This window comes from Alteromonas sp. HB246098, assembly GCF_054890645.1.
On sequence record NZ_JBTZUG010000001.1, the window covers coordinates 236099 to 250651 of the forward strand.

The 14553-nt window shown below is 42.8% G+C and carries 13 protein-coding genes; 5 read left to right on the top strand and 8 right to left on the bottom strand.

The features are described from left to right. Window positions 1-2 precede the first annotated feature (2 nt). The gene (locus ACYTPF_RS01040; protein ID WP_461850882.1) at window positions 3-509 is read left to right on the top strand and encodes a YfiR family protein; all 507 of its coding nucleotides are present in this window, start codon (window positions 3-5) and stop codon (window positions 507-509) included. After that, window positions 506-2548, top strand: coding sequence for a putative bifunctional diguanylate cyclase/phosphodiesterase (locus ACYTPF_RS01045; protein ID WP_461850883.1), 2043 nt, complete (start codon window positions 506-508; stop codon window positions 2546-2548). Before ACYTPF_RS01040 ends, ACYTPF_RS01045 begins: the two co-directional genes overlap by 4 nt. 173 nt (window positions 2549-2721) lie before the next feature. Here the strand turns inward: ACYTPF_RS01045 and ACYTPF_RS01050 are convergent, their stop codons facing one another. Together ACYTPF_RS01050 and ACYTPF_RS01055 are read right to left on the bottom strand one after the other, a co-directional pair. Next, window positions 2722-3948: a hypothetical protein gene (locus tag ACYTPF_RS01050; protein ID WP_461850884.1), complete on the bottom strand. Its 1227-nt coding sequence runs from the start codon at window positions 3946-3948 to the stop codon at window positions 2722-2724. A gap of 246 nt (window positions 3949-4194) precedes the next feature. Next, entirely contained in the window at window positions 4195-5163 is a 969-nt protein-coding gene (locus ACYTPF_RS01055; RefSeq protein ID WP_461850885.1) for a LysR family transcriptional regulator, read from the bottom strand. 190 nt (window positions 5164-5353) lie between these two features. Here ACYTPF_RS01055 and ACYTPF_RS01060 point away from each other — a divergent pair, with 190 nt between their 5' ends. Then, the gene (locus ACYTPF_RS01060) at window positions 5354-6184 is read left to right on the top strand and encodes a DUF4437 domain-containing protein (protein ID WP_179983270.1); all 831 of its coding nucleotides are present in this window, start codon (window positions 5354-5356) and stop codon (window positions 6182-6184) included. Here ACYTPF_RS01060 and ACYTPF_RS01065 read toward each other — a convergent pair. From ACYTPF_RS01065 to ACYTPF_RS01090, 6 genes are all read right to left on the bottom strand, one after another. After that, the gene (locus ACYTPF_RS01065; protein ID WP_461850886.1) at window positions 6162-6452 is read right to left on the bottom strand and encodes a DUF3325 family protein; all 291 of its coding nucleotides are present in this window, start codon (window positions 6450-6452) and stop codon (window positions 6162-6164) included. The genes ACYTPF_RS01060 and ACYTPF_RS01065 overlap by 23 nt on opposite strands. Beyond that, the gene (locus ACYTPF_RS01070; protein WP_461850887.1) at window positions 6449-8047 is read right to left on the bottom strand and encodes a PepSY-associated TM helix domain-containing protein; all 1599 of its coding nucleotides are present in this window, start codon (window positions 8045-8047) and stop codon (window positions 6449-6451) included. Before ACYTPF_RS01070 ends, ACYTPF_RS01065 begins: the two co-directional genes overlap by 4 nt. After that, window positions 8044-8337 carry a hypothetical protein gene (locus ACYTPF_RS01075; protein ID WP_461850888.1) on the bottom strand — a complete coding sequence of 98 codons (294 nt, stop codon included), beginning with the start codon at window positions 8335-8337 and terminating at the stop codon, window positions 8044-8046. The genes ACYTPF_RS01070 and ACYTPF_RS01075 overlap by 4 nt, the downstream gene beginning before the upstream one ends. Before the next feature lie 15 nt (window positions 8338-8352). Next, the gene (locus tag ACYTPF_RS01080; RefSeq protein WP_461850889.1) at window positions 8353-10800 is read right to left on the bottom strand and encodes a TonB-dependent receptor; all 2448 of its coding nucleotides are present in this window, start codon (window positions 10798-10800) and stop codon (window positions 8353-8355) included. Window positions 10801-11069: 269 nt separating this feature from the next. Further along, window positions 11070-11921, bottom strand: coding sequence for a DUF3307 domain-containing protein (locus ACYTPF_RS01085; RefSeq protein WP_461850890.1), 852 nt, complete (start codon window positions 11919-11921; stop codon window positions 11070-11072). Then, window positions 11911-12585, bottom strand: a complete 675-nt coding sequence (locus ACYTPF_RS01090) for a hypothetical protein (RefSeq protein ID WP_461850891.1) — start codon at window positions 12583-12585, stop codon at window positions 11911-11913. Before ACYTPF_RS01090 ends, ACYTPF_RS01085 begins: the two co-directional genes overlap by 11 nt. A 325-nt stretch (window positions 12586-12910) precedes the next feature. On the opposite strand from ACYTPF_RS01090, the gene ACYTPF_RS01095 reads away from it, so the two are divergent. Together ACYTPF_RS01095 and ACYTPF_RS01100 are read left to right on the top strand one after the other, a co-directional pair. Then, window positions 12911-13426, top strand: a complete 516-nt coding sequence (locus ACYTPF_RS01095; protein WP_461850892.1) for a TetR/AcrR family transcriptional regulator — start codon at window positions 12911-12913, stop codon at window positions 13424-13426. Between the two features lie 63 nt (window positions 13427-13489). Beyond that, the gene (locus ACYTPF_RS01100; protein WP_179983257.1) at window positions 13490-14539 is read left to right on the top strand and encodes an alcohol dehydrogenase family protein; all 1050 of its coding nucleotides are present in this window, start codon (window positions 13490-13492) and stop codon (window positions 14537-14539) included. Window positions 14540-14553 lie beyond the last annotated feature (14 nt).

Here is a 14553-nt window from a genome sequence, read left to right on the forward strand (position 1 = left end):
GTGTGATAAAACTACCAAACGCTTACGCCGTCAAGATAGCATGGATAACAGTTGTATATTGCTTACTCTGTTCTCAGGCGTTTGCCGAGCTACCTAAAATTGATAAGCTTAAAGCCGCTTACATGTACAACTTCACCAAGTTTATTACGTGGCAGAGCAATGAGTCTGTCCCTATCGTTTTTTGTATACACAAAAATGATGAGCTTTTGTCGTTTTTCGATGCGTTAGTAAAAAGCCGAGACAAAGACAAAATAAGCCTTGTAGTATCTGATAGTAAAGATGCAGGCTACTGTCATATGACTTATTTATCGGCAAGTGATGAGTTAGCCGACAGCCAATTACGCAACAGTGTTTTGATCACTGAAAACAATGAAATGATAGGCGTTGCGCCCGTTTTCCGCTTTTATACTGAAAACCAAAAACTCAGGTTTGAGATCGACGTAGCACGTGCGGACGAATTAAACATTAAGATTAGCGCTAAGCTCTTACAAGTGGCGAGGATTAAATGATGTTTCGACGTTCCTCGTTCTTTACCAAACAACTTCTAGCTGTCCTAGTCGTTAATTTCTTCTCGTTGTGTTTGGTAGCGGGTTTGCTTTACAACAACTTCGTCGCCGATTACAAAAGTAATTTGGTAGATGTACTAGACAACCAATCTACCCTTCTTGCGTCTGCAGCAAGTACATCAGTTCTATTTAGCGATGTCGACACCACACAAGAATTGCTTGATGCCGCGTCTAAACTCCCCGCAATAAAGAGTGCAAAAGTTTATGACGACGCCTATACGGTCATTGCAAGTTACACAATGGGTGACTTTGAGGAAGATATATCTCCTTCAACAGTTAAAGAAGGCGCAACTTTCGGTAAACACCTTATCCATTACCTGAAGCCAATAGAATTCAACGATGAAGTTATTGGTTATCTCATACTTACTGCAAGCACCACTTCGCTGGAGGAACAACAGCAGCATGCTATGTATGTCGTATTAGGCGTGCTCATAGTCAGCATGCTGTTTACTTACCTCTTTCACTGGCGGCTTCAGAGTTTTCTATCAAAACCCATTCAACAGCTTATTTCACTTGTTAAGTTTGTAGGAAGCAAACGTGAGTACTCTAAACGTCTACCAGACAAAAGAGATGATGAACTCGGAGAACTTTTTGAAGGCGTTAACCACATACTAGCCACGGTTGAAAGTCACCAGGCTCAGCTAAAAGCCCAGAACACAGAATTAGAGCGAGTAGTAGAACTGCGCACTAGGCAGCTGTATCAAAAAGCGAACTACGATGCCCTTACCCAGCTTCCAAACAGACATTTGTTTGTAGAAAAGTTAGACGAAGCCGTAAACAAAGCTAATTTTCAAAACACTGCCCTTTCTATTTTATTTCTCGACCTAGATAGATTTAAACTGATTAACGACACGCTAGGCCATGATATTGGCGACGAAGTCCTAATTATTGTAGCCAAAAAGCTAACGGCAATAGTTACCGAAGAAGATTGTGTTTGTCGCTGGGGTGGTGATGAATTTGTAATAATGCTAGAGGGTGTTGCCGAACATGATGAACTTGTTGCTTTATCTTCTGAAATTATCGAAAGTCTTAGCCAGCCTATGGCGATAGGTAGCAACCAGCTTCACATTTCAACCAGCATTGGCATTGCACTCCATCAAAAAAATCTAGAAACGGGAATAGAAATATTAAAGCACGCCGATACCAGCATGTATCACGCTAAAGAGAAAGGCCCTGGGCACTATAGTTTTTTTAATATTGAAATGCTTGAAGAGTCTTTGGTACGCCTATCTTTGGAAAGTAGAATTCGGCAAGCTATTAAGCTTGAGGGGGCATTCTCACTAGTGTATCAGCCTCAGGTCTGTATACGCAGCGATAAAATTATCGGTCTAGAGTCGCTGATACGCTGGAATGACGAAGGCACTGATATACCGCCGTCTCAGTTTATCCCAGTTGCTGAGGAAGCAGGCTTAATTAACCCTCTTACTTCCTGGGTACTTTCAAATGTATGCCAGCAAATTCGAAAGTGGCTAGATGAAGGGCTAAATTTAGTGCCAGTAGCAGTCAATTTGCCTGCAAGCTTTTTGATACAGCTAGACTGTGCAGAGCAAATCAAAGAAGTATTAAGTAAGTATCAGGTCCCACCACATCTACTGGAAGTTGAGCTAACTGAAAACACCTTTATTAGTTCTACAGACTTTGCACTAACGTCGCTTAAAAAGCTGAAAAAAATTGGCCTCAACATTTCCATCGATGACTTTGGTACTGGCTACTCTTGCCTTAGTTACATAGGCACACTTCCCATCAACAAGCTTAAAATTGATGGCAGTTTCGTTTCTCAATTAGGGAAATCAAGCTCTAACGACGGTATTGTTAACACCATTATAATGCTTGCAAAGAGCTTAGAGTTGACCACTCTAGGCGAGTGCGTAGAAACTAAAGAGCAGCAGCTGGCCCTTGCAGAAATGGGCTGTGACTCTGTCCAAGGTTATTTGCACCATAAACCGCTTAAAAGCAGTGAGATAGCGCCCTTGATGCGATAAAGCCTGTAGATACTATCCGTACCTGAGTAATAGTTGTCGAAGCTATCCTCGACTATTGCCTAAAAAGCTTTCAGAAATGCAATATTCTGTTAATTGCAAAATTACAGGCTATAAAATGGAGGCTTACAGGTAGTAAGCCTCTTAATCGCTTTTAAAGCTTATTCACGCTAACCCTATGAAGGTTGAAGCGTTTGCATAGGTTCGATATCGGTTGTGTTGTTTTTGATAAACGACTCAATATCTTTTACTTCTTCTTTACTAAAGCCTAGGCGCGCTCTGATACCCGTTGTTCCGTCAGCATTTTCAATTACAACAAAGTCGTTAACGCCAAGCGTACGCGAAAACACGGTGTGAACTTGCTTGTTGTTGATATCTACGATCTTAACTTTGGTCGACGTTCTGTAAATTGCCATTGGACCAGACTGAGTTTGAACCCAGTTGATTGACCAATAATAGTGGCTGTAGTTTGGCAAACCTAACTTAGTGTAAAGAGACTCTTTAAAATCAACATTTTCACACTTATTGATAGCTGCATTTTGGCGTCTGCAGTTAGAGTGCTCTGCGATTTCTTTGCCGCCTAACCCTACGTCCATAGGTACAGTAGTATTGCCATCGATACTTACGAGTACATAGTCGTCGAACTTATTTAGTCCGAAGGTATTGCCCAACTCTTTAAATGAGTCAAACAAACCACCTACTTTATCGTTTTCGTTACGAGGGTCTTTTTCTAGAAGAATAAAACCGGTAGATGCAGCGTCGCCTTTTTGATGCTCGGCAATGTGGTAGTTATCTAGCAGAGTGATATTTTTAACACTATCCCCATCAATAAAATAACGGAAAGCTGAGCCAGGACGCCCTACAATAAAACCATCTGACGTAGGTATAACGCTATTGCCTGTCGCTTTTTTCCCTGTCACCGTTCGCACTTCAAACTGGCCGCCACGCTTCCACACAGTACCTATTTTTATAGGCGCTTCCTCAGAGTGGGCTTTGTGATACTTAAGCGTAAAAGACCCGTCAAAATTCTCTACTGCATAGGTGAATTCGCCGGTAAACCTATTTCCACCAAAGTTCGCAACCTGCCCTTCGAAGTCGTTAAACATCTGACCATCTATCATGATGCCATCTTTTTTGCGGTAAAAAATAGCAGGGCCGCCCGTAGCATCTACTTTCTGCTTTTGTTCAGAAAGTTCGGCCGAGCTTAGTACGACTACTGGCTGAGCCACTGGTGCTGCTTGTTGCTGCGCAGGAGCTTGAATTGGCATACCCTGCAGCTTAGCTAAAAACGCTTTTTGCATTTGATTAGCCATAGCTTGTTGTTCAGGGGTGGGAGGTGTGCTTCCACAAGCACTGATAAGCGCGGCGGCGACTAATGATGGAACTAATAGTTTTGCTTTCATGTTTATTCTCTACTTGTGCTTCTAGCCAATTATTTTGTACTGAAGCTTTTTTATGAAAACAAAGGAATGTAGAGGAAGTGATGCAGTGCCAGTGCTACCCTGCACTGTACATGTTCGAACTTTTTGTCTCGCATTCCTTTGCTGAGACTATTAGAAAATATCTAGACTATAAATTCAATCTAGAAATTACGCAAAACGCCTATATTTTAACCACTTAGCATCAACAATATCCATTGCGCCCTGGTTTTACAGGTCTGCAATATCATTTAAAGCTGGCCATTCATTTTCATTAAGTAAGCCTTTTTCTATAAGCTTGTGTCGACGTTCCTCAATGGCCAATTTCAATTCATCTCTAACTAATCTTACTGCTGGGGTGATCAGATGTCGGCTGGGTAACATTATCCACATTTCAGTTAATGGCACCTGAAACTGATGCAACACCCGCTTTAATTTACCGCTCAATAAATCTTCAGCCACGTCAATGGCTGACTTCTTGGCAATACCCATACCGTCAATGCACCATCGTCTAACAATGTCTCCGTCATTAACGGCGCGATTGCTGCGCACTTTTACCTTAATTTTTTCGTTCTCTTTCACCAATTCCCATGTGTTATGAGTTTGATCGTAAAGTTTATAAAGTAAGGCATTATGCTGAATCAGGTCGTTTGTTGTTAGTGGTTCACCGTACTTTTCAATGTATGCGGGCGATGCACAAATAACATGTGGAATATTGCACACTTTAAAACCATACATTTGTGACTCTTTTACTGCTTCTTTAGTCATTGCACGAAGAGCAACATCAACACCGTCGCGATAAAAATCTACTCGGCTATCGCTTACATGTAGTCGCAACGAGAGTTCGGGGTTTTTACCTTGTACTTTATTAAGCAGTTCGCGCATTAGATTCCGTCCCATCTCCGATGACATTGCCATGCGAAGCTCACCATTAATACTTTGCCTTTCCTCCGTAATGAGAGATAAACCTTGCTGGAGTGTATTTAGCGCCTGTTGAGCCATAGGTAAGTATTGTTCCCCTTCATGGGACAGCCTAATTTTGCGTGTACTTCTCACAAAAAGCGCTACGCCAAGCTGCTCTTCTAAACGTTTAATGGCCATGCTTGCAGCGGATGAACTGATATCAAGCTTCTTAGCCGCTGCCGTTATCGAATTGACTTCAGCGACTTTCACAAACACAGAAAGGTCTTCGGTTTTCATTTTTCCCTCACAGGTTTAGTCCACATACGCCCTTTAAAGCATATAAAGGAAAAGCAAATGGATCACTTTCATTATCCACGTTTTCGGGAAAGTTCTTATCGATTTTGGTCGTTTATTATCCGTTAACCAACGAATAAACTGTCATTCATTCGTTAATGACATTAGTAGCAAGGATAAACAGGAGCTTTATATGAAACATATCGCGTGGCGAAAACTAACCATGGCGTCGCTAGTTGTAGGCGCTTGTGCTGCTTTTTTACCCAGTGCCTATGCTGAAACAAAGGTAGTAAGTGCAGAAGATGTTAAATGGGGTTACTTAAACCCTGCACGCGGTGACAAAAGCCCAGGCGCAGCCGACCTATGGGGTGATAGAACAAAAGACACAGCCACAGGTATGCTAGTTCGTTTTAATAAGGGCTTTGAATCGCCACCACACATCCACAACATTACCTATCGCGGTATTGTTATTGAAGGTGAAATGCACAATGACGACCCAAGTGCCGCTAAAATGTGGATGCCAACGGGTTCGTTTTGGACTCAGCCTGCCGGTGAAGATCACACTACAGCAGCAAACGACAAAACCAACCTGATTTACCTAGAAATTGACGAGGGTCCGTATTTAGTTAAACCGTCAAAAGAACATTTCGACAATGGAGAACGCCCCGTTAATTTGCATATCGATAACATGGTATGGCTGCAAAAGAGTGACTTGGTCAACATTGCGGCTGACGGCGTATCCGCCACTTATCTATGGGGCGATACCAATAGTGTTTACGGTACTTTAGTTAAACTGCCAAGCGGCTTTGAAGGTTCAATAACATCTAACGGTGATGAATTTAAGGCCGTAGTGATAAAGGGCAGCCTAAACTATAAGCAAGATAGCAACGCTGAAGCACTAGCTCTTGATGCGGGAAGCTATATTGAATCATCCACACCAGCAACACACAAAGTCCGCAACGTAAGTGATGCTGACGCTATCGTTTATGTTAGAAGCTCATCTAAGTATCAAGTAAAGAACTGAAGTACACGGCAATAATTAGGAGGGCTGCACTTAATGTGCAGCACCACCACACTATTGCGATACTGATAATTTCAATACGCGTTAACGCTAAACACAAAGATGCAGTGAGTAGCAACCAGCCTATTAACTTGGTAAAGGGTGGCGAGGGTAATAGACGTAACACCTTCGTTAATACCCTACTATTACCTGCCTGCTTCGCGTGTTTGCTCATTGCTAACATTAAGCATAAGAAGCCTAACAGTTGTAGTATAAAAACTAGTGTTATCATTCCTGCTCCTTTTTCACACAAGTGCTAGCTTTTGTACCTTTTGAGGCTATTTCCGCACTGGCAATACGTAAACCTATCTTCTTTGTAGCCCAATACAAAATAATACCTGAAGCCAAAAAAGCGGGAATAAAGCTTAAATAGACGCTATCTAAATATTCGATACTGTTTGCTATTCGGTCTCTAAATAACACGAGTTCTATAGCAACGGTGGCAAAACAAAGCCCACTAGCTAGCGCGAACTGTTCTTTCCAAGCAACAGCAGCTTTTGCACGCCAAAATGCATGAACAGCACTTAATGCCCACACAGTAAAAAATGTGTTTACTTCTAATTGGGCGCGGCCTGCAACATCGTGCGCTATCAACTTGTTAGCAATAAAAAACGAAACGCTAGCCAATATTAAGCCAGCAACAGCGGCCACATTACCTTTTTCCACAAGCGCTAAAGTGAACGGGTTTTGCTTAGCGCTTTTTTTACGCTGAGTGACCCAAATGATATTGCCAGTGGCAATAAGCGCGCAGCCTAAAATACCTAACCCAAATAGCAACCATCGCATGCCAATAGGGGCAAAGTTTGCCTGATGGAGTCCGTATAGAATACGTCGTATTTGAGCTGGAACCGTTTCATCATCGTAACCTTTAAGAGATTCACCTGTATAGGTTTCAAAAACTAAACGATCTGCACGGTTTGATACTGTTGTGGCCTTGCTACGCTCTACAATCATTCGGCTATTTTTATACCCTACGCCTTCAACGGTAATTCTTGCTATTGGGTTGTGCTCGCGCCACTGATTAGCAATTTTTTCTTGTATAGGGGCAAAATTAAGCGTAGGGAGCGACTTTGAGGACGGCAGGTTTAACAAGTGCTCGCTACCAATAACTTTTTCACCTAGCTGCAGGCTCGGCAGTGAAGGAATAATCTGGCTGTTTACGCCTCGTTCTCCCCGCTCGAAATTAGCGTTAGCGGTATAGGGCAAATACATAATCGCGTAGATGAAAATGCCGCTTAGGCAGATCATAATACAAAATGGAATAGTGAGAATACCGGCTAAGGCATGAAAGTCGGTGGTCCACTTTTTTAGCTTTTGCGGGCGAAGCGTGAAGAAGTCTTTAAAAAACCTGCGGTGTGTATAAATACCGGTAAAAATAGCGAGCAACATTGCCATTGCAGCAATGCCGGCAATGTATCGCCCACCATAGCCTCGAAGTTGCAACGTGTAGTGAAAATTTCTAAAAAACAAGCCGCCTTTTGTTTCTGTTTCATTTTCTCTTGCAGCGAGTTGATCGTTGAAGGTCACGGTTTGTCTTTGCTTACCCTCACGCCATTGCACACTCCAAAGTGCAGAACGCTCTGAAGGCAAGGCTATCCGCCACTGCTCAGCTTCACCTGCATGTTCATTTAAATAAGTAAAAGAGTGGGCGAGCATCGATTGCTGACTTTGAGAAATGCTTCCTCGTTCAGGCATCAGGTAGCGCGTTATTTCCGGTGTAAAATAGCTTAACGTGCCAGTGAAAAATATGGCGAAAAGCAACCAGCCGAGTATCACACCTAAATAGGTGTGCAACCAAATCATACTCTTTCTGAATGTAGCTTTCATAATGGGGCGCTTAAAGGTGAAACTAACGGAAGCGCCGCGGCGAGTATGCTAATAAAAGCAATTAAAGACGCGCACCACTTCTTCGTGTGCTTGATAGCAAAGCTTGCGATAAATACAGCAAAAAATACGAAGTAGCTTGCCATACTGCCACTTAGTATTGCCACTCCCTCTTGCTGCTTAAACATGTGGAAAAATATATAAGCGAAGTAAAAGCTTATTAGCGCAGAAACGGCATAGCCGCCTAGAATGGCGGCTATGCTACGCAGCGCAACGTCTACGTTGTTATTCAATGTGCTTACTCTTTTTTAGAAGCGATACGCCACAGAAAGTTTCGCATTACGCTCTTCGCCTGGTAAACCACCTAGGTACATAGCACTGCTGTAGTAGTCTTTGTTGTCTAGGTTACGTAGGTTGAGCTGTACGTCCCAGTCGTCCGATACATAACTAACTGCCGCATCCCATACTGTGTATGAGTCTACGAATGCGTAGTCTACGCCAAATGCCGATGCTGAGATGGTACGCTCGTCTTCATAGGTTACACCAACGCTGAACTTAACCGGCGCAGGTAGCGCTTCAAAGCTATGGCTATAGGTTAACCAAGTACTTGCGAACTTTTCAGCAATTCCCTTTGTCTGTTCTTCATCAGTGCTCGATGCATATGCGCCAGGTTCAGTACGCGGCTCTTGATAAGTACCGTTTGCATTAAGCGACCACTGCTCATTAATATCGAAGTTAATATCTACTTCAACACCCGTAGTGCGGTCTTGCTCGTCGTAATAGAACTCTGGTACATCAATGTTGTAAGACGGATCTTCAATATTATCTTCATACAGTGGGTTGGTGTACTGAAGGTTTGTACGCGCCGTATCAAATACTACCACCGAGCCAATGACCTGTTCATTTAGCGCGGTAAAACGTACGCCTAAATCCCACGACTCTGATTCAGAGTCAGGTCGGTTGTTTTCTTCTGATAGAGAACCTAGTGTGCTGTACGCAGTGCGACCTTTTGAGTGGTTAATGAAAGTACTTAGGCTGTCGCTATACATGTATGTTAAGCCTAGGTTGTAGGTGAAACCATCATCATTTGCATCGTACTCTGGGTTACCATCGCTAAATTGGTTCTGATAGGTTTGCTTTACGCCACCGTATGCACCACCAATACGTGCAGTAAAGTTATCATTTAGATACAGAACTTCTTGGAAGCTAACGCCCCAGCTAGATACCTCTTTGTCGTACTTGCTACGAAGCGCTGGGTTATAGTCTTCAAACGTGCCGGTGGGCCAATTTGGGTTACGAATATCTAAGATGTAAGGCACAGCATCGCTTCGTGTGTCGTCTGCGTCCCAAATAGACCATTGCGTGTATTCTATGTCCATATTTTCATAGTTAGCACTAAATAGGTGCTCACCACGAATATCGCCTAGCGACCAAGTATTTGTAAGGTCGATAAAGTATTGCCACACACTTTCTTGTGCTTCAACTTTACGGTATTCCTGTCGACGTGCTGCATATGGGTACAATACATCGTCAATAACAAGCGGCGCTCGCGGCTCTAGGTTAGTCGTTCCGTTTCTGTCCACGTAAACATAGTTAAACGCGCTGGTTTGACGAATATACTCTGTTTCGTAGGTACGGTATTGTAGTTGCTGAGTTAAAGACCAATCGTCGCTAATGACCAAGTCTTGACGAAGCTTCACGCGGAACTCTTCACCTTCATTCGGGCGAGAAATTGGTGATATAAGGCTAGTATCACCCAAGTCAAAAGGCTGAACCCCATCAGTAGAAACTAGCGAAGCAGCTAATTCGTCGCGCTGAGCGTCGGTAAGCTGTAAACCACCTGATTCTGCAGTATCGTTAACCAAGTCAGCGCCAGTTAAGCTACCTGCGTCAGTATCGAACATGGTTAGGTCGATTAGTCGATCGGGATGACCTACCGAATCAATTTGTACAGCATCATCAATATAAGCAGCAGACAATAGGAACTGGTTATCGCTTGATGCAACATATTTAAGTGATGTGTAAAGCTCGCTTCGCTCATCGCTAAGTCCACGATAACCGTCAGACTGCTCACGGTTTGCTACTACGCGATAAGCAAGGTCCTTGTTAATCGCGCCTGTTGCGTCAGCCATTATTGAATAGCTATCCCAACTGCCTACTGAGGCTTTAACTTCATAGGCTTCTTGAAACTGCGGCTTCTTCTCAATAAGGTTGATAATACCGCCCGCTTCACCCATGCCATATAGACCGGTTGCAGGGCCTTTGAGCACTTCAATACTTTCAATATTAGTCATTGAACGTGTTGGGTTATAACTGTTGCCCAAATCTGCACCAGCATAAATACCGTCAAAGGTGTAGTTAACACCAAGGCCGCGAATCGCTAAATTATCACCTACACCGTAATTGTTTCCATCTTGGCTTAGACCACTGATGTTGCGAATACTCTCTTGCAGCGTATCTACACCCTGCTCTCTTAACAAAGTACCGTCAACAACCACGATAGCCGCTGGCGTTTCCATTAGGCTCATATTTGATTTAGTGGCCGTACCCGACTCCAGAATAAGTCGATTGTGGCGACCGTAAACGGTAATGACGTCTAAGTTTTCTTCCGCACTTTGTACTTGAGAATCTACGGGTGTCTCAACATCGTTGTCTTGCGCCAGTGCCGACGTGGCAGTGACTGTAGACGTTACAGATAAAAGAGAGAGAAGAATTGCATTAGCAACTTTACTTTTTTTGTGTGAAGTGTGGTTCATTTTTCGCCTAAATCTAAATGATAATAGTTATCGCTTTTGATAAGGCGGCGAATATTAGGATGAGCGCACAGTTAAATCAATATAAAAATAGCCATTAGTTCAATTTTTCTCAAAAAATACTTAAATTCTGCACATTTTTACGTTTTATACACAATTGCTTTTTAATAATTAAACAAAGTTGATTTAAGTTGAACGGCCTTTTGCACTGCAGCTGGATGACGTTATAGCTAAGCGCTTTTAATTTATTTTGCAAGGATAATCAGGGATTACTAAGATTTATTAGGTAGGTGCCCTAACACCGCCGAGCACGCCAGGCCAATTGCCAATGTTATCGCCACGCTAGTAAAAGTGCCGAGCAGTACATACTCGGTAAGTTTTCTATCCTGGTGCTTAGTTAAATCACCGAAACGGAAAATAGATTTAGCTGCAATAAGAAACCCTATAGCGGAAAACTGATTTAACAATACAAAAGTTAACATGAGTACACGTTCTAAGTAGCCAATACGCTGCCCTGCCATCGACAAGGTTTGTTGTGCTTCAGTGGTTATCGTAGGCGGATCATTAGGATGGGCTGATGGGGGTTTGTTAGTTAAAACTTCACTGCTCCAAGGGGACAGCAGTTGCTTTATAATAATTGAGCTGGGTTTAAGCACGGCTAAATAGGCAAGAAGCACCGCTAAATGTTGTGCACCTAGTATCTTCAGTAGCGCTAGTGCGCTGTGCCATTGGTTTGTGGCATATAAAAACACGCCCAAGATCACAGCCACGTGAGCAAGTTGATCGATGACAAACGCGGTAGTACTTTGGGAGCAATAAGACTTAATCACGTCAATTTTAAAATGAGAAACCGCTATTATAAGCGTTGCGATGCCTATTGTAGCCATGCTGCCGTTGCCGGATAAAAGCACTAATGCGATAAAAGCAAGTGCACCATGTAGTAGTGCATGTAAATACAAAGGTAACGCCAGCGCGTGTCGCTCGTTTCTTTGCTTTACCCATGAATAAGGTTGAAAATAAAAGTCGGCAAGCAAGTGTGCAAGTAGTAACCCCACCAACAGTTCAGGCTGTGCAAAATCAGGAACGGCGTTAACGATAGCGCCTTTTGATGTTTCAGCTATCATTTAACGCTCCAGTTATGGCGTACTTCATATATTCAAGGTATTCAGCAACAAGCTTGTAATTACTCGCGTTAAGAATTCGACTCACATTGCTTCTATTTTTATTAAGTAATACCGCTATATTGTCATGACTTTTGTCCGAGGCTTCAAGGTAGGTCAGTAAGGTTTCTGATTGGGTTTGCGTTAAGCCGCTTGCATGAGTATCCGCAAAGCGTGTAAGTAACTGAGTTTTGTTTTCTAGCTCGGTATTGCTGCTGGAAAAAGCAAGGTAATTGGGTTTAATCGAATCAAGTCCGCGCCCTGATAAAACAAAGGCTTCCCCCGTGCCTGTTTTCACTTCTTTAGGACGAAAATGTGCTTCACCCACTGCTACGCTTATTCTTACATCAACGCTTGGCATGCGTGCTTTTAGCGCTAAACGTAAACCTAATGCAATGTGCATACTGTACTGGGGTTGGTTCACCGCCAGCTGAAATGCGTCGCCGCGATAAATGTCAAAATGACCGTCATACTGCTTAGCGTAACTCGATAAGTGCTGTTTTAGCGCAGTGAGGATATCTCTGAAGTCTTCGTCTGTATAAGACTGGGAGTCTGTGATATCGCCGGTCAGCACGCCAGCACAGCTCTTTAGTTTATTATTTATTGCGTTGTTTTTGTTCGTGTTCACTTTGCGCCGCCGTGATCTTTTTTCATTACAAGAAACGCTTTGACTTGTTATCACTATGACACGCCTATCCATCAAATTCAAAAACAATCACACTTTAAAATGTGATTAAAAATAATCACAAACAAAGAAGTGACTAATATCTGCAACGTTAGCGTAAACGTTTATGTAGTTTAAACGCGCACATTGACAATGTAGAACAATCATTCTACCATAGAAAGTAGAATGATTGCTCTACTTTATCATGTATGGAATCAAGCGCTATACCCGAGCAACTGCTAGGGCCGCTTACAGAATCATTAGATAATTTTTAAAAGAGGTAAAGGTAATGACGCCCAAACAAATTGAACTAGCCTCAAAATTAGAAAAGGCCTTTGCACTCTATGGTTTCGCAGAACCTAATGTGGCAAAACTAAAAGACTACACAGGTACAACGCTTAAAACCCTATACAAGTACTTCCCGTCAAAAGAATATATGATTATAGGTGCGCTTAACTATAGGCACAGCCGCTATATTTCATTTTTAGAGGAACACTGCCCTTCTTCTCGAAAAGAGGCACTTCACCACATATTTGAACGTTTAGCGCTATGGCTTAGTAGCTTTGCCCCGCGAGGCTGTATGTCGCTCCAAGCGTTGGCGAGTTACCCTGACAACCAGCAAATTGAAGCGGCCGTTAATGAACATAAGCAAGCGGTTTGGTTGTGGCTAAATGAAAAGCTACAAGACGAAGTACTATCTAATAGCGTGTTTTTGCTGCATGAAGGTATGTCATCAGCATGGCCTACTCTTGGGGATAAAGCGCTCACTGCAGCGAAATCTACGTTAAATACACTGCTTGATTAGCACCTTTTTATTGGCTTCATTCTTAACATTTACTTATTTCAATTTACATCCTAGGTGGACATTATGAGAACCTTACCCAGCAAAATGTATGGCGTACAGTTAACAAAGCACGGCGACCTCGATGCACTTACCTTTAATGACAATATTCCCATGCCCGCGCTAACAGACAATGATGTGCTTATAGAAGTGCGCGCAGCGGGTGTTAACAATACGGACCTGAATACACGAAAAGGCTGGTATTCAAAAGGTGACAATGATGCAGAAGACGCCAGTTGGGGAGGTAACGCTTTAAATTTACCTCTAATTCAAGGGGCTGATGTTTGTGGTTATATTGTTGCTGTAGGAAAAAGTGTAGATCCAAATCGTATTGGTGAAAGAGTAATCATAGAGCCGTGCCTGATTGAAGCCGATAGCAAAGAGCTTGAATCTCCTTGGTACTATGGTTCGGAGTGTAACGGTGGTTTCGCTCAATATACCAAAGTGGCCGCCCGTCACGCACACGCCGTAAATACAGCTATGTCTGACGTTGAACTCGCATCTTTTCCTTGTTCATATTCGACAGCCGAGAATCTTTTGTACCGCGCTAATGTTCAAGCTAACGAGCGTGTTTTCATTACAGGTGCATCGGGTGGTGTTGGCTCTGCAGCAGTTCAACTTGCAAAAGCCCGCGGCGCTTACGTGGTGGCAGTAACCAGTGAAGAAAAGAAAGCAACATTGCAGGATTTAGGCGCTGATGAAACCATTTTACGTGATGACGATTGGGCTAAGTATGCTAAAAAAGCACCGTTTGATGTTGTCGTTGACCTTGTAGCTGGACCCCGCTGGCCCGAATTACTTGAAATTTTAAAACCTTTTGGACGCTACGCTACGTCTGGTGCAATAGCTGGCCCTAACGTTAATTTAGATGTGCGAACCCTGTACTTAAAAGATCTAACCTTACTAGGCTGCACCATATTGAATGAAGGCGTGTTTGAAAACTTAGTTAACCACATCGAAAAGGGTAACATTAAACCTCTGGTATCTAACACCTACCCCTTAACAGATATTAAGCAGGCACAAATAGACTTTGAAAAGAAAAACCACGTTGGTAAGTTAGTATTGCAAGTATCATAGGTTAACGTATTTTT

Coding starts and splice junctions, on each gene's coding strand:
- ACYTPF_RS01095 (WP_461850892.1), top strand. CDS start 12,911: ATGACGCCCAAACAAATTGAACTAGCCTCAAAATTAGAAAAGGCCTTT.
- ACYTPF_RS01065 (WP_461850886.1), bottom strand. CDS start 6,452: ATGATAACACTAGTTTTTATACTACAACTGTTAGGCTTCTTATGCTTA.
- ACYTPF_RS01055 (WP_461850885.1), bottom strand. CDS start 5,163: ATGAAAACCGAAGACCTTTCTGTGTTTGTGAAAGTCGCTGAAGTCAAT.
- ACYTPF_RS01045 (WP_461850883.1), top strand. CDS start 506: ATGATGTTTCGACGTTCCTCGTTCTTTACCAAACAACTTCTAGCTGTC.
- ACYTPF_RS01080 (WP_461850889.1), bottom strand. CDS start 10,800: ATGAACCACACTTCACACAAAAAAAGTAAAGTTGCTAATGCAATTCTT.
- ACYTPF_RS01085 (WP_461850890.1), bottom strand. CDS start 11,921: ATGATAGCTGAAACATCAAAAGGCGCTATCGTTAACGCCGTTCCTGAT.
- ACYTPF_RS01070 (WP_461850887.1), bottom strand. CDS start 8,047: ATGAAAGCTACATTCAGAAAGAGTATGATTTGGTTGCACACCTATTTA.
- ACYTPF_RS01060 (WP_179983270.1), top strand. CDS start 5,354: ATGAAACATATCGCGTGGCGAAAACTAACCATGGCGTCGCTAGTTGTA.
- ACYTPF_RS01100 (WP_179983257.1), top strand. CDS start 13,490: ATGAGAACCTTACCCAGCAAAATGTATGGCGTACAGTTAACAAAGCAC.
- ACYTPF_RS01050 (WP_461850884.1), bottom strand. CDS start 3,948: ATGAAAGCAAAACTATTAGTTCCATCATTAGTCGCCGCCGCGCTTATC.